This window comes from uncultured Maribacter sp., assembly GCF_947500985.1.
In the GTDB taxonomy this organism is placed as follows: Bacteria; Bacteroidota; Bacteroidia; order Flavobacteriales; family Flavobacteriaceae; genus Maribacter.
Map to the genome: position 1 here is coordinate 16,411 of NZ_CANMTX010000010.1, position 14,438 is coordinate 30,848.

The window sequence follows — 14,438 nt, forward strand, 5'->3', positions numbered from 1 at the left end:
CAACAAATAGGATACCTATATTCCAAATTCTATTGTGGCACGGGAGGAGAGACTCGAACTCCCGACACCTGGTTTTGGAGACCAGTGCTCTACCAACTGAGCTACACCCGTATGAATAGCGATTATTAAATCACCTATTCTATTATTTGCATGTAAAGGTGTCCCGCTTGAGCAAGACACCCTTATACACAATACTCTTTTAGATTAAAATTAATCTATAATCTTAGTTACCTGACCAGCACCTACTGTTCTACCACCTTCACGTATAGCGAAACGTAGACCGATACTCAAAGCAATAGGCTGAATAAGCTCTACCGTAATAGTAAGGTTATCACCTGGCATTACCATTTCAACTCCTGAAGGAAGTGCAATGTTACCAGTTACATCTGTAGTTCTTACATAGAACTGTGGACGATAGTTATTATGAAATGGGGTATGACGACCACCTTCTTCTTTTTTCAATACATAAACCTCAGCTTCAAACTTAGCATGTGGCTTAACAGAACCTGGCTTACAGATTACCATACCTCTACTAATCTGAGATTTTTCAATACCTCTTAGCAAGATACCTACGTTATCACCAGCTTCACCTCTATCCAAAATCTTACGGAACATTTCAACACCAGTAACAGTAGAAGTCAATTTCTCAGCTCCCATACCGATAATCTCAACTGGATCACCTGTATTTGCAACACCAGTTTCAATACGACCAGTTGCAACAGTACCACGACCAGTAATTGTAAATACATCTTCAACAGGCATTAAGAAATCTTTTTCAACATCTCTCTTTGGAAGTTCGATCCACTCATCAACAGCAGCCATCAATTCCATAACTGTATCAACCCATTTTTGCTCACCGTTCAATGCACCTAATGCAGAACCAGCGATTACAGGTCCATTATCACCATCATACTCATAAAAAGAAAGTAATTCTCTTACTTCCATTTCAACAAGCTCGATTAATTCCTCATCATCAACCATATCCACTTTATTCATGAATACAACCATTCTTGGAATACCTACCTGACGACCTAATAAGATGTGCTCACGAGTTTGTGGCATAGGACCATCTGTAGCAGCAACAACTAATATAGCACCATCCATTTGAGCAGCACCAGTAACCATGTTCTTCACATAATCCGCGTGACCAGGACAGTCAACGTGTGCATAGTGACGATTAGCCGTAGAGTACTCTACGTGTGAAGTGTTAATTGTAATACCTCTTTCTTTTTCCTCAGGAGCGTTATCGATAGAATCGAAACTTCTCAATTCAGAAAGACCTGCATTTGCCAAAACAGTAGTAATAGCAGCAGTCAATGTAGTTTTACCGTGATCCACGTGTCCAATAGTACCTATATTTAAGTGCGGTTTGGAACGATCGAAAGTTTCCTTTGCCATGTTTAATGTATTTTATTCTTAGTTTATATTAGTGTACAAATTTATACCTTAATTGAGCCAATGACGAGAATTGAACTCGTGACCTCTTCCTTACCAAGGAAACGCTCTACCCCTGAGCTACACCGGCGTAAAGTGTTGAACCCACCCAAAAGATAGATTCCTGCCTTCGCAGGGACGACATTACTGTCAAATTTATAGAGCGGGAGACCGGGTTCGAACCGGCGACATTCAGCTTGGAAGGCTGACGCTCTACCAACTGAGCTACTCCCGCTTATAATATTACAATATTTCAATAAAATTCTTTAGAAAATAGTTTTGTGGGGAGAGCAGGATTCGAACCTGCGAAGACGTAGTCAGCAGATTTACAGTCTGCCCTCGTTGGCCGCTTGAGTATCTCCCCTCAAACTAATATTTTAAAGATCTTAAGAGCCGATGGAGGGACTCGAACCCACGACCTGCTGATTACAAATCAGCTGCTCTAGCCAGCTGAGCTACATCGGCTTATTTTACAACTATTTCTGTCATAAAAAAGCCCGCTATTTCTAACGGACTGCAAATGTATACTAGTTTTTTGTTTATTCAAAACAAATTTTAAAAAATTTTCATCAAGCTTGTAATCTTATTTTCTCTTTTTGCTTTATTAGCCTACGTTCCAGCGTACTACATGCAGAGTCTACAGCCTCTTCAAATGATTTACATTGTTTTTTTACCACAAATTTATCTTTAGGAACCGTAATCTTAATTTCAACTATTTTATTTTCTTTAGCACTAGTATTCTCCACTTTCATATAAACATCTGAGCTAATTACCTTAGAATAAAAGGTTTCCACCTTATCAAGTCTATTTTGAAGGAAATTAATCAACTTATCGTCTGCATTAAAATTTACCGATTGCGTATTTACTTTCATAGTCAGAAAATTTATGGCTTTAAGAATTCAGCCTGATTTTACAATAATTATTTATTTCCCCTAGGATGAGCCTTTGCATGAACCTTTTTCAACTCTGCAATACTATTATGGGTATACACCTGAGTGGATGCCAAACTAGAATGACCTAACAATTCTTTAACAGCATTTAAATCTGCACCCTTATTCAAAAGATGCGTTGCAAAGGTGTGTCTAAGAATATGCGGACTCGTCTTTACCTTTGAAGACACCTCTCTAAAGTACTTTTTTATTAATCTATAAACAAGAGTTTCATACAATTTATTGCCTGATTTCGTTAAGAACATAAATTTATCATCAATCACTTCATTCAGTCTTTTACGATTTAATAGATATTCTATAAATTTTTCTTTGGTTTCAGCGAGCATAGGTATAATTCTCTCTTTATTACGCTTACCTAAGACTTTTATAGTCATTGTTTCAAAATCTACATCTGACACTTTCAAAGCAATAACCTCTGCCCTACGCATACCGGTAACATAAAGAACATCTATTAACAGCTCATCTCTTATACCCTCAAAATCTTCTTTATATTCTATTTGCGATAGCACATTCTCCATTTCTAATTCAGAAAAAGGAATCTCAACCTTCTTTGCTGTCTTCAACGCCCTATGCTTACTCAACGGATTAATTTCAGTTATCTCAATTTTTTGAAGAAACTTGAAATAAGCTTTTAATGATGATATTTTTCTATTAATAGATCTATTGTTGATTTTTCTTTCTGATAAATCAACAATCCAAAATCGAACAATGTTGTATTCCACGATATCAATATCGCTTAAATCGTAATTAGACAAGCAGAAACCACTAAATTCAAGAATATCATTCTCATACGCCTTTGTAGTATGCGTAGAATAATTTTTCTCTAAGGTTAGATAAGAAATAAACTCTGTTAAAAACATAATCTAAAGGTATCAAAGTTTTAGGTCTGTTGAGATTTGAGCAAAAAAAATCCCGCAAATTGCGGGATTTTTATTTTATAAAACAAAATTTAGATTTCTTCTTGATCTCTAAGACCTTGAATGTACTCTGCTTTTTGTATTTGTGCTCTACGAACAACTGACGGCTTATTAAACTGTTGACGCTTACGTAACTGTCTCATTGTACCTGTCTTATCGAACTTACGTTTGAAACGCTTTAAAGCTCTATCGATGTTTTCTCCTTCTTTTACTGGTATTATTAACATGGGCTAAACCTCCTCTCTTTTGTGATTAAGGCTGCAAATATAACAACTAAATTGAAACAAGCAACCTTTAAACTGATTTTTAAAATTTTAATTAAGCTAACTATACTGTAGCTGGCTTATATTCTTTCTTATCGATAATAATTTTAGAAATAATTTCTCTCAATATTTCTGATGTTCCACCACCAATAGGCCCTAATCTACTATCTCTAAAGTTACGTGCCATTGGATAATCTTCAATATAACCGTAACCACCTAAAAACTGTAAACATTCGTAAGCGACCTCGTCTGCAACCTTTGTTGATTTTAATTTAGAGATTGTAGCTTCTTTAACTACATACTGCCCCTTATCTAAGCGATAAGCTACAGAGTAGTTATACTCTTTACACATATCTATATCTGCGTGAAGATCCACGACTCTATGTCTTAATGCCTGAAATTGATTGATAGATTTACCAAAAGCCTCTCTTTCTGACATATAATTTAGAGCATAGTCTAAAACATGCTCTGACCTAGCATGAGCATTAACACCCATTATCAATCGTTCTAATGAGAAATGTTCCATTATATATGAAAAACCCATGTTTTCGTCACCCATAAGATTCTCTGCAGGAATTTTTACATTATCAAATGCCAACTCGGCAGTATCCGATGCTCTCCAACCTAGTTTATTCAATTTATTTGCAGTTACGCCTTCACTATTTCTGTCTACTGCGAAAATACTGATACCCTTATTACCCAAATCAGGACTTGTTTTTGCCGCCACAATCATGTAATCAGCATATACACCATTGGTAATAAATGTTTTCGAACCATTCAATATATAATGATCACCTTGCTTTACAGCAGTGGTTCTCATCGCAGCAACATCGCTACCGCCAAAAGGTTCTGATATACAAAGACAGCCAATTTTATCTCCATCTACACTTGGTCGCAAGTACTTTTCCTTTAAAAATGAATCTGCTTCTTTATTTAAATGTGTCATTGCCAAGTATGTATGAGCCCACATTGCAGCTGCGAATCCGCCAGAATTTATCTTTTGTAATTCTTCTAAAAAAATAATAGTATAAAAAAGATCAAGACCAAGACCACCATCTTCTTCAGGAGTTAAAAGACCGAAATAGCCCATATCACCGAATTTCTTCCAAATAAACCTTTCTATTGTTCCTGTTTCTTCCCATTTATCAATATGAGGAACCACTTCTTTCTGTAAAAAATCTTTTAGGCTGTTCCTAAATAATTGATGTTCTTCTGTGAAGTACATACTCTGCATAGCGTTTTTTTTATAATGACAAATATAAAGCAATTCTATTAATACGCTCTGCCGGAAATTCTTCAACTTTCACTAAATCGTTCAAAGAATTAATACTTCCGTTGAGATTACGATAATTTACTATACTCACAGCGACGTGTTTTTGCAGATATATCAATTTAGACAATTCTTCTGCCGTTGCGGTATTTACATTTATTTTTATAATATCCGGTTTCGTTATCACCTTAAACTGTTTTAAAGCTCTTTCAACAACATCTGCCTCAAGACCATAAACATCAAACAATTGGTCGTCGATTAAAAAGCCACCCAAACGGTCTCTAAATTTTATTATTCTAGCTGATAACTTCTCCCCTATTCCACTAATCTTTTTTAAATCTTCTGCCGTGGCTGTATTCAAATCTTTCCAAATAACTTTCTTAGCCTTATAATTAGAAGTTGATGCGTTGGAAGTTTTACTCTTTCTGTTTTGAGTCCACTCTGGAAACTTAAAATATGGAGAGATTATATTAAGTAATGAATCGGAAACTTTTGTGATGTTTTGAAATTCTATTACAGAATTAACAAATTTATCTTTCCTTCTAAAATCATGTAATCTATCTATTTCCTCAACTGACATACCAAGTGTATAGCCCTTAAAATCAGTTATAAAATTAGGATTAAATGGATAAATCCGAATAGTATCTTTTTGTAACGAAATAACTGCTAAAGAATCAATTTTAGCCTGAACTACCGCATCATGCTTTAATAGTGAAGATTGATTTTCTGTATTAGATTGAAACAGATAATACCCCAGCTGAATACTAATTATAAAAAATAATAAAAAGAAAATCCCACTTCGTTCCTGTTTATTGAACTTGAAGTGGGATTTAAATGAAGTCATATTAAAACTTAATTATCTATAGCATCATATTTTAGCTTGATAGCGTCTAAGTATCTAGTCAATTGCTTTTTCACCACTGGGAATAAAAAGAATAGACCTACCATATTAGGGAATACCATTGCAAATATCATAGCATCTGAGAAATCCCAAATAGATTTCATACTTGCTGCCGCTCCAATAACAATAAACGTTAAGAATAATAATTTATAAACCATATCAGCTGTCTTACCTCTACCGAATAAATATTTCCAAGATTGCAAGCCATAGTAAGACCAAGATATCATCGTAGATACTGCAAATAATACCACAGCAATTGTTAAAAATACATTTGAGTAAGGAATGTATTCAGCAAAAGCTACAGCAGTAATACCTGCACCTTCATAAGGAACACCATCAATTAAAACTGAACCACTACCATCACCACCATAAGTGAAAGCTCCTCCAAAATTAAATATAATAATTACTATTGCCGTCATTGAACAAATAACCACAGTATCGATAAATGGCTCTAACAAAGCTACTAAACCTTCAGAAGCAGAATACTTTGTCCTAACTGCAGAGTGAGCAATTGAGGCAGAACCTGCACCGGCTTCATTTGAAAATGCCGCTCTTTTAAAACCTACCAATAAAACACCTATAAGACTACCAACACCTATTGCAGTTGGCTTAAATGCTTCTTCTACAATTAAAGCTATAGCGTCATCTACTAATGTATAGTTACTTAAAATGATATACAAACAAGCAACAACATACATTATTGCCATAAACGGAACCACTTTTTCGGTTACTTGAGCAATACGTTTTATACCACCAATAATAATAACACCAACAAGTATAGCTAAAACAAGACCTACTATAGCTCCTGCTGCAGTACTTTGCCAATTAAAAAGTTCTTTTATAACAATTGTCGCCTGGTTAGATTGAGCTGCATTACCTCCTCCAAAAGAGCCTCCAATACAAAAAATGGCAAAAATAACTGCCGCTACTTTACCCAAATTTTTAAAACCCTTTTCTTTTAAACCTTTACTTATATAATACATAGGACCGCCATAAACAGTACCATCTTCACCTACATCTCTATACTGAACCCCTAGCGTACATTCAACAAATTTTGTTGACATACCAAGAAGACCGCAGACTATCATCCAAAAAGTAGCTCCTGGACCACCTAGCGCAATTGCTAAAGCAACACCAGCTATATTACCATTACCTACTGTACCAGAAACTGCAGTTGCCAAGGCTTGAAAGTGACTTACCTCACCATCAGTACTTTCATCCCTAATCGTATCAATGATATCACCACTAACGGCAAGATCATTTTCCATACTTACAAGATGATCTTCAATATCGACATTTGATAAATCTTGACCTTGTGCAATACCATCTTCCCCATACAAATTTTGGGCTCCATGTTTTTCAATATCTTCATATTTACCGCGAACAGTATTAATGGCCTTACCAAAAAATCTAATATTTGGAAAACCAAAATATATAGTAAAAAACAAAGCACTACCTACCAATAACACTAATACAAATGGTATATCTGGATCGTGCCAAACATTGAAGAAAATAACTGCTGAGAAGAAATCTGAAATAGGCTTAAAAGCTTGATCTATTTGTTGATCTAATCCTACTTCTTGAGAAAAAATTAGAAAGGGAAATAAAAAGGTAAACAGGGTTAGAAGTTTATACTTCATAAGTTTAAAATTTATTTTGAATTAGTTAGTTTGTCTAGCAATATCCTAAAAATAATGGATGCAATCAAATATAAACGACAGAAAGATTATTATTCGATATTGAACATTTCGTTCAATATCTTTATTTGCTCAGGTCTACCTAACACTATGACCTTACTTTTTGGCTGTAGTTTCATATCTGCTTCAGGGTTTATGGTATACTCACCATCAGGAGAAATGTAACCTATAATAGTACACCCAGTTTTTCTTCGTAAATCTAAATCTCTCAACGAATTACAGTCTATCTGATTTGCAAAATCTTCAATAGCCACTTCTTCTAAATTGGTCGTATGCTCCCCTTCCATAGAAAGCTTATCCATAAATGTGATAAGGTCTGGCATAACTACCAAAGATGCCATATGATCACCTCCAATTTTATCTGGCATAATAACTTTATTTGCACCTGCCAAAATTAATTTCTTTTGAGAATTGACTAATGATGCTCTACTAATGATAAAAAGATTTTTTTTCATTTGTCTGGCTGACAAAACAACAAATAAATTTGCAGCATCATCTGGCAAGGTGGCAATTAAATACTTAGACCTCTCAATACCGGCTTCCAATAACACATCATCATCATTTGCATCACCTTCTATAAATAACACATCGTCTTCATATCGCTCTATTACCTCCTTATCTTTTTCTATAACTACAAATGGTCTTTTATATGCTTTTAGCCGCTCTGCTGCCTGCATACCATTTCGACCAAAGCCACAGACGATTACATGCTGATTTAAATTTGCGATGGCATTCTTCATTTTTTTCTTTTTTAGCAGTTCTACTGAATTTCTTGAGAGTAGGTATTCGGTAACGATTGATATAGCGAAACCGACTATAAATACACTTGTAACAATAAGAATTATTGTAAATATCTTGCCTTCAGGTCCCATTGGCCTAACCTCTGAAAAACCTACGGTGGTTACTGTAATTATGGTCATATAAAAAGCATCGACCCAAGAATAGTCGGCAACAATTCTATACCCGAGCACACCGAATGTCAAAACCATTAGCATTAATGCCAATGCCAAATAAATTTTAGACCGAAATAATTGCATCATATATTACAAATCAAAAACAGAATTTCGTTTCGTATAAATCAAATCTTTTATTCTAAGCCAGAAAGCCAAAAATAAATAAAGTGCAAACCCGAAGCCTACAGTTACAAAAGTGAGATAAATGAACGATGTTCTTACTACTCTTGCACGTATACCTAAACGTTCGGCTATTCTACCACAAACCTCATACCCTCGTTTCTGAAAATAATGCAGTAATTTATAAAATACGTTCATGGGGTATAAAATTAGACTTTTATATTCATTAAAGAAGCCCCAATAGCACAATCTAAACATTTGTCTTTTGCGCAATAATTTGTATACAGCTGTAGATATGTTTGAGAATCTTTTGCACTTTTAATAGATGTTCCCAATTTACCAAAGTTAGCTATAATACTGTTTTCTTCTTTTTTAATTTCTGACATCATCTTTAAAAACTTCTCGTTCTCTGAACCGCCTTTATACCGGCTGTACGCAAACTTCAACGGAATTATAGTGTTTATCATTAACAAGTTTAAAAAGGAATTTGAAATAACCTTTTTGCTCTTTTTTGAAATTTTACCAAAATTAAAATGGGTTTCCCAATACTCACTTGTTCCCGATTTTAAGATATGAGAAAAATTAGGCTCGTCATTTTCGATTAATGCATGAAATAAATTATTATTATTATTATTATTAGAGTAAATAGAGCTTAATTGAGCTAATCTAATGGTAGGAAAATTTGGCGGTCTCAACCTAAAAAACTCTGGAGACTTGAATACGGGACTTAAATTAAACTTATGTTTTAAAAATTGATATTCCTTTATCAACTCATTATAATACGTATCGCCTTCAATAGTAGTACTAAGTAAATTTGCTTGTCCTAAAAACAAGCTTTCCATTTGAAGTGGTTTATCATTTAATTTTCTGATTATTGAAAAATCAATTAATTTACCTATTTCAATAAATGCTTCTCTATTTATTTTGGACCCAAAAGTTTTTAAAAGCATTAAAAATAATACTTGCTCCCAGTCATTATTCGTAAAATCTAATAGCTCTTTGATAAAGATAGACTTCTGCTCTAACCGTTCTACAAACAAACGATCCAACCAATTGTTCTTTATAAATTCATCAACCTCATTAAACTCATTTTCACAATTAATGAATTTATAATTCTTTCTATCAAAAAGATTTTGATAGTTATTTAGCATAGCTAACGGTATATATTCTTTTAAAGATAAAGTAGGAATTTCACTTCCGTCTTTTCTGTATACTGCGATATCATCTTCCCAAACAACATGCAAAATTACATTGTCATAATTAGTATCATCTTGGTGATTATGCGCATACCAATCTGATGATTTTATATGAATCTCTACATTACCTGCCCACAATTGCCCATTTAACTCTATTTGAGCATTAAAAAAATCAGGTCCGCTTAAATGATTATGCATACCTGTTGAAACCACATGTACCTCCTCACCAGATGTAGACACGAGTTGGTTAATGGGATACTTTTTGTACTTCCATATAAAATGAAGTAAGTCTTCCTTCATTCTATAAAAATAAAAAACCCGCCGTTAAGCGGGTCAATTTTTTTTAAAAGAAATAAAATTATGCGGTTTCTCCTTCCCAATTCATAAAACCTCCTTGAAGATTAAATGCCTTATCAAAACCTAAACTATTCATTATTGCACATGCCTGACCACTTCTGGCACCAGATCTACAATACACATAATAGTTTTTTGTTTTGTCTAATTTCTCTAGCTCTGCTACAAACTCTTGACCTTTATAAATATCAATATTTATAGAATTTGGAATTATACCTTCTTCTATTTCTTCTTCTGTTCTTACATCGAGAATTACTGCATTAGAATCTTTCTCTAACTGCGCTTCCCATTCTTGTTGTGATAAATCTGCCATAGTATAAATTATATATTGTAAAAATAACCGATTTTTCCTTATCTGATTACCTCAGGTATTTTTAACAAAAATTTAATCTCTTTAAAAAACAGAACATCAAAATTACAATTACATTTGTATATACAATTATTGTATCAACATGAATGTAGAAGAAATCATTAAAACAAACCAAAGCATGCCTTTGCCAAAACGGACATTAATTCATATGGCATTGGTTGCAAATAAAATTGACGAAGAAATAGCAACGGTACTTAAACCTTTTGATATTTCAATTCAACAGTTTAATGTTTTAAGAATTTTAAGAGGGCAAAATGGCAAGCCTGCTAATCTTTCTACTATTAACGAACGCATGGTTACTAAAATGAGTAACACTACCCGCTTAGTCGATAAATTAATTTCAAAAGACTTTGTCAACAGAACTGTTTGTTTAAAAAACAGAAGAAAAGTTGAAATAGTAATCACAGAAGGCGGTTTGAATATGCTGAATAAAATTGATGGAATACTTTTTGAAGCAGAGAAGAGAATACTTAAAAACTTTGCCGAAGCCGAATTGCATGAACTCAATGAACTATTAAATAAATTTTAAGTTTTACCAATGAATTCAATATTAGAGAAATTAAACTGGCGTTATGCCACTAAAAAATTTGACAGCTCTAAAAAAGTGAGCAAAGAGAATTTAGAAACTTTATTAGACGCTGCTAATTTAACAGCTTCTTCTTACGGTTTACAACCTTATAAAATTTATGTAATTGAAGATGCAGACATTAGAACAAAACTAAGAGCTGCCTCATATGACCAATCTCAAATAACAGATGCATCATATGTTATTGTTTTAGCCAATAAGCCTACTTTTGACGATACTATGATTGATGATTACATTAATAACATCATGAAAATTAGAGGACTATCTAAAGATGATCTTGAAGGATTTTCGCAAACTATGAAATCTACTCTTTTAGATTTACCTGATGCGCAAAAGAACGCTTGGACATCTAACCAAGCTTATATTGTATTAGGTAATCTAATGACCATAGCCGCTGAAATGGAAATTGACACCTGCCCAATGGAAGGTTTTGATAAAGCTCAGTACAATGAAATTCTAGGTCTTACCGACAATGGGTTGAATGCTGCCGTAGTTTTAGCTGTTGGCTATAGATCTGCTGAAGATGAAACTCAAAATTACCCTAAGGTGAGATATTCTAAAGAACAAATTATCACTCATATATAAATTAAACACAATCATTTTAAAATTAGAAACATGAAAAAATCATTATTAAGTTTAGCATTCGTAGCCATTTTCGGATTTAGCGCTACAGCCTCTACACCAATTGATGGAGAGAAAAAAGAAATTAACGTTAGCGAAAGTACTGTTACATGGAAAGGTTACAAGGTTACCGGATCACATGATGGTAGCATCAACCTAAAATCTGGTCATCTAGAAATGAACGGAAAGAAATTAACTGGTGGTGAATTTGTTGTAGACATGACTACAATTTCTAATAATGATCTTGAAGCAGGGAGTGGAAAAGAAAAACTTGAAGGTCATTTAAAATCTGCTGATTTCTTTGGCGTAGAAAGTAACCCAACTGCAAAATTGGTTTTCACTTCTGTTAAGGCCATGAACGACAATTCATATACCGTAACAGGAGACTTAACTATTAAAGGTATTACAAAACCTATAACCCTAGTGGTTTCTATGTTTGAAAATAAAGCTACTGCAACACTTAAAGTAGACAGAACAAAATTTGATATTAAATATGGTTCTGGAAGCTTTTTTGATAATCTAGGAGATAAAGCAATCTACGATGATTTTGATTTAGTAGTAGACTTAGTACTATAATCGTTTTAATACAATCAAATTACAACAATTTAAAATCCCTTTGATAAATTTCAAAGGGATTTTTATTTTTGACTAGCTAAAGTTTGATAGTTTAAATTTCCTCTTTATATTTGATGCTCAATGAAAAATTTAATCGCAAATACTTGGTGGTGGAACAACTTACGAAAAACATCGTGAGCAAAGCATCATTGTAGTAAAACTATATAAAGGCTTGTCATCACGACAAGCCTTCTTTATTTTATAAAAGTACCTATGACCTATCAATTTAAGACATATCATAAAAAAATTCTTGCCGACACCATGACGCCGGTAAGCGTTTATTTGAAAATAAGAGACCGTTTTCCAAATAGTATTTTATTAGAGAGTAGTGACTATCACGCTAATAACAATAGCTTTTCGTACATCTGCTGCAACCCTATTGCATCTATTAAAGTGGAGAATGAGATTATTACAAAACAGTTTCCTGATGGCGCTATTGAAGAGATTCAAATTACAGTAGATACCAATGTTGTTGATATTATTGATACGTTCAGTAAAACGTTCAAGGCAGACACTAACGACTTTAAATTTATAAATAATGGTCTGTTCGGCTATATGGCTTACGATGCCGTTCGGTATTTCGAAGATGTAGATATATCTGTTAAAGATGACTCGATTCATATTCCAGATATTTACTATGCAGTATATCAAAACATTATTGCTATAAATCATTATAAGAACGAAGCTTATCTTTTTGCGCATTGCTATAACACAGAGAATAATATTCCTGAATTAGAACAACTGTTAAGTATTAGAAATTTTGCCACGTATAACTTTAAAATAGAAGGTGACAGAGAATCTAATCTAGAAGATGAAGAATATAGAGAACATGTAGACTTAGCAAAAAAGCATTGTCAACGTGGCGATGTTTTTCAATTGGTATTGAGCCGTCGTTTTTCTCAAGGTTTTAAAGGTGATGAGTTCAATGTTTATAGAGCGTTACGTTCTGTAAATCCTTCACCATATTTGTTCTATTTCGATTATGGAGATTTTAAGATATTTGGTAGTTCACCAGAAGCACAACTGATTGTTAGCGATGGTAAGGCAGAAATTCACCCCATTGCTGGTACTTTTAAAAGAACCGGAAACGATGAACAAGATGCACAACTTGCTAAAGAGTTAAAGACAGACGATAAAGAAAATAGTGAGCATGTAATGTTAGTAGATCTTGCACGTAACGACCTTAGTAGAAATGGTAGCGTAGTACAGGTAGAAAACTATAGAGAAGTACAGTTTTTCTCTCATGTAATTCACTTAGTTTCAAAGGTTACCGGAATAAAGAAAAGTGATATACCTACTATGAAGGTTGTCGCTGACACTTTCCCCGCAGGTACTTTAAGTGGCGCGCCTAAACATATGGCAATGCAACTTATTGAAAAATATGAAAAAACGAGTCGTGGGTATTATGGTGGCGCTATCGGTTTCATGGATTTCTCAGGAAACTTCAACCATGCCATCATGATCAGAACTTTTTTAAGTAAAAATCACAAACTACATTATCAGGCTGGCGCCGGATTGGTCGCTGCATCAAACCCAGAAAGCGAACTACAAGAAACATATAACAAACTAGGAGCTTTGACCAAGGCATTAGAAATAGCTGAAGAAATATAAGATGAAGAAAATATTAGTTATAGATAATTACGATAGTTTCACTTATAACCTAGTGCATTATTTAGAGGAATTAGGTTGTGAGGTTATTGTAAAACGTAATGACCAACTTACTCTAGAAGAGGTTGATGCTTTTGATAAAATTGTACTTTCTCCAGGTCCTGGTATTCCTGATGAAGCGGGATTATTAAAACAAATCATCGAAAAATATGCACCTACCAAAAGTATATTCGGTGTTTGTTTGGGGCAACAGGCTATAGCTGAAGTATTCGGTGGTTCGTTAATAAATTTGGATGAAGTGTACCACGGTATTGCAACTAAAATAAAAATCACAAAAGATGATATTATTTTTGAAGGGCTGCCTAATGAAATCGAAGTAGGTAGATACCATTCTTGGGTGGTGAATCCTAATTTACCAGAAGTTTTAGAAGCTACTTCTATAGATAAAAACGGACAAATCATGTCACTCCGTCATAAAACTTATGATGTACGTGCCGTACAATTTCATCCAGAATCTGTTTTAACTCCGCAAGGAAAAAAAATGCTTGAGAATTGGGTAAATGCAAAAGCATAGTAATGAGTA

The 14,438-nt window shown here is 33.9% G+C and carries 16 protein-coding genes and 5 tRNA genes; 5 read left to right on the top strand and 16 right to left on the bottom strand.

Annotation, left to right across the window (positions count from 1 at the left end):
- Window positions 1–35: 35 nt before the first annotated feature.
- From Q0871_RS16650 to Q0871_RS16725, 16 genes are all read right to left on the bottom strand, one after another.
- Window positions 36–111: transfer RNA gene (locus Q0871_RS16650), tRNA-Trp, on the bottom strand.
- Window positions 112–210: 99 nt separating this feature from the next.
- Entirely contained in the window at window positions 211–1,398 is a 1,188-nt protein-coding gene (tuf, locus tag Q0871_RS16655) for an elongation factor Tu (protein ID WP_299325679.1), read from the bottom strand.
- A gap of 55 nt (window positions 1,399–1,453) precedes the next feature.
- Window positions 1,454–1,525, bottom strand: a tRNA-Thr gene (locus Q0871_RS16660).
- A 71-nt stretch (window positions 1,526–1,596) separates the two neighbouring features.
- Window positions 1,597–1,669, bottom strand: a tRNA-Gly gene (locus tag Q0871_RS16665).
- Between the two features lie 47 nt (window positions 1,670–1,716).
- Window positions 1,717–1,798 (bottom strand) — tRNA-Tyr (locus tag Q0871_RS16670).
- Window positions 1,799–1,825: 27 nt separating this feature from the next.
- A tRNA-Thr gene (locus Q0871_RS16675) sits at window positions 1,826–1,899 on the bottom strand.
- A gap of 104 nt (window positions 1,900–2,003) precedes the next feature.
- Complete coding sequence (gene raiA, locus Q0871_RS16680) at window positions 2,004–2,306, bottom strand: ribosome-associated translation inhibitor RaiA (protein WP_299325684.1); 303 nt, start codon at window positions 2,304–2,306, stop codon at window positions 2,004–2,006.
- Between the two features lie 47 nt (window positions 2,307–2,353).
- A complete protein-coding gene (locus Q0871_RS16685) occupies window positions 2,354–3,244 on the bottom strand; it encodes a tyrosine-type recombinase/integrase (protein WP_299325686.1) in 891 nt (296 codons plus the stop codon).
- A gap of 89 nt (window positions 3,245–3,333) precedes the next feature.
- On the bottom strand, window positions 3,334–3,528 hold the full coding sequence (gene rpsU, locus Q0871_RS16690) for a 30S ribosomal protein S21 (protein ID WP_027067859.1): 195 nt from the start codon (window positions 3,526–3,528) through the stop codon (window positions 3,334–3,336).
- Between the two features lie 100 nt (window positions 3,529–3,628).
- The gene (locus Q0871_RS16695; protein WP_299325689.1) at window positions 3,629–4,798 is read right to left on the bottom strand and encodes an acyl-CoA dehydrogenase family protein; all 1,170 of its coding nucleotides are present in this window, start codon (window positions 4,796–4,798) and stop codon (window positions 3,629–3,631) included.
- Window positions 4,799–4,808: 10 nt separating this feature from the next.
- Window positions 4,809–5,678 (bottom strand): helix-hairpin-helix domain-containing protein, encoded by an 870-nt coding sequence (locus tag Q0871_RS16700; RefSeq protein WP_299325691.1) that lies wholly within the window; start codon window positions 5,676–5,678, stop codon window positions 4,809–4,811.
- 8 nt (window positions 5,679–5,686) lie between these two features.
- Window positions 5,687–7,375, bottom strand: a complete 1,689-nt coding sequence (locus Q0871_RS16705; RefSeq protein ID WP_299325693.1) for an alanine/glycine:cation symporter family protein — start codon at window positions 7,373–7,375, stop codon at window positions 5,687–5,689.
- An 89-nt stretch (window positions 7,376–7,464) separates the two neighbouring features.
- On the bottom strand, window positions 7,465–8,472 hold the full coding sequence (locus tag Q0871_RS16710) for a TrkA family potassium uptake protein (RefSeq protein WP_299325694.1): 1,008 nt from the start codon (window positions 8,470–8,472) through the stop codon (window positions 7,465–7,467).
- Between the two features lie 3 nt (window positions 8,473–8,475).
- Complete coding sequence (locus Q0871_RS16715) at window positions 8,476–8,703, bottom strand: PspC domain-containing protein (protein ID WP_073247339.1); 228 nt, start codon at window positions 8,701–8,703, stop codon at window positions 8,476–8,478.
- 11 nt (window positions 8,704–8,714) lie between these two features.
- Entirely contained in the window at window positions 8,715–10,001 is a 1,287-nt protein-coding gene (locus Q0871_RS16720; protein WP_299325695.1) for a DUF2851 family protein, read from the bottom strand.
- Between the two features lie 58 nt (window positions 10,002–10,059).
- Window positions 10,060–10,368 carry a rhodanese-like domain-containing protein gene (locus tag Q0871_RS16725; protein ID WP_299325696.1) on the bottom strand — a complete coding sequence of 103 codons (309 nt, stop codon included), beginning with the start codon at window positions 10,366–10,368 and terminating at the stop codon, window positions 10,060–10,062.
- 139 nt (window positions 10,369–10,507) lie between these two features.
- Between Q0871_RS16725 and Q0871_RS16730 the strand changes: the two genes are divergently transcribed.
- The 5 genes from Q0871_RS16730 (at window position 10,508) to Q0871_RS16750 (ending at window position 14,429) form a co-directional block, all read left to right on the top strand.
- Window positions 10,508–10,954: a MarR family transcriptional regulator gene (locus tag Q0871_RS16730; protein ID WP_299325698.1), complete on the top strand. Its 447-nt coding sequence runs from the start codon at window positions 10,508–10,510 to the stop codon at window positions 10,952–10,954.
- A 9-nt stretch (window positions 10,955–10,963) separates the two neighbouring features.
- Window positions 10,964–11,596, top strand: a complete 633-nt coding sequence (locus Q0871_RS16735) for an NAD(P)H-dependent oxidoreductase (protein ID WP_299325700.1) — start codon at window positions 10,964–10,966, stop codon at window positions 11,594–11,596.
- A gap of 30 nt (window positions 11,597–11,626) precedes the next feature.
- The gene (locus Q0871_RS16740; protein WP_299325703.1) at window positions 11,627–12,208 is read left to right on the top strand and encodes a YceI family protein; all 582 of its coding nucleotides are present in this window, start codon (window positions 11,627–11,629) and stop codon (window positions 12,206–12,208) included.
- A gap of 252 nt (window positions 12,209–12,460) precedes the next feature.
- Window positions 12,461–13,858, top strand: a complete 1,398-nt coding sequence (locus tag Q0871_RS16745) for an anthranilate synthase component I family protein (RefSeq protein WP_299325705.1) — start codon at window positions 12,461–12,463, stop codon at window positions 13,856–13,858.
- 1 nt (window position 13,859) lies between these two features.
- A complete protein-coding gene (locus Q0871_RS16750) occupies window positions 13,860–14,429 on the top strand; it encodes an aminodeoxychorismate/anthranilate synthase component II (RefSeq protein ID WP_299325707.1) in 570 nt (189 codons plus the stop codon).
- Window positions 14,430–14,438: the final 9 nt, after the last annotated feature.

Coding starts and splice junctions, on each gene's coding strand:
- tuf (WP_299325679.1), bottom strand. CDS start 1,398: ATGGCAAAGGAAACTTTCGATCGTTCCAAACCGCACTTAAATATAGGT.
- raiA (WP_299325684.1), bottom strand. CDS start 2,306: ATGAAAGTAAATACGCAATCGGTAAATTTTAATGCAGACGATAAGTTG.
- Q0871_RS16685 (WP_299325686.1), bottom strand. CDS start 3,244: ATGTTTTTAACAGAGTTTATTTCTTATCTAACCTTAGAGAAAAATTAT.
- rpsU (WP_027067859.1), bottom strand. CDS start 3,528: ATGTTAATAATACCAGTAAAAGAAGGAGAAAACATCGATAGAGCTTTA.
- Q0871_RS16695 (WP_299325689.1), bottom strand. CDS start 4,798: ATGCAGAGTATGTACTTCACAGAAGAACATCAATTATTTAGGAACAGC.
- Q0871_RS16700 (WP_299325691.1), bottom strand. CDS start 5,678: ATGACTTCATTTAAATCCCACTTCAAGTTCAATAAACAGGAACGAAGT.
- Q0871_RS16705 (WP_299325693.1), bottom strand. CDS start 7,375: ATGAAGTATAAACTTCTAACCCTGTTTACCTTTTTATTTCCCTTTCTA.
- Q0871_RS16710 (WP_299325694.1), bottom strand. CDS start 8,472: ATGATGCAATTATTTCGGTCTAAAATTTATTTGGCATTGGCATTAATG.
- Q0871_RS16715 (WP_073247339.1), bottom strand. CDS start 8,703: ATGAACGTATTTTATAAATTACTGCATTATTTTCAGAAACGAGGGTAT.
- Q0871_RS16720 (WP_299325695.1), bottom strand. CDS start 10,001: ATGAAGGAAGACTTACTTCATTTTATATGGAAGTACAAAAAGTATCCC.
- Q0871_RS16725 (WP_299325696.1), bottom strand. CDS start 10,368: ATGGCAGATTTATCACAACAAGAATGGGAAGCGCAGTTAGAGAAAGAT.
- Q0871_RS16730 (WP_299325698.1), top strand. CDS start 10,508: ATGAATGTAGAAGAAATCATTAAAACAAACCAAAGCATGCCTTTGCCA.
- Q0871_RS16735 (WP_299325700.1), top strand. CDS start 10,964: ATGAATTCAATATTAGAGAAATTAAACTGGCGTTATGCCACTAAAAAA.
- Q0871_RS16740 (WP_299325703.1), top strand. CDS start 11,627: ATGAAAAAATCATTATTAAGTTTAGCATTCGTAGCCATTTTCGGATTT.
- Q0871_RS16745 (WP_299325705.1), top strand. CDS start 12,461: ATGACCTATCAATTTAAGACATATCATAAAAAAATTCTTGCCGACACC.
- Q0871_RS16750 (WP_299325707.1), top strand. CDS start 13,860: ATGAAGAAAATATTAGTTATAGATAATTACGATAGTTTCACTTATAAC.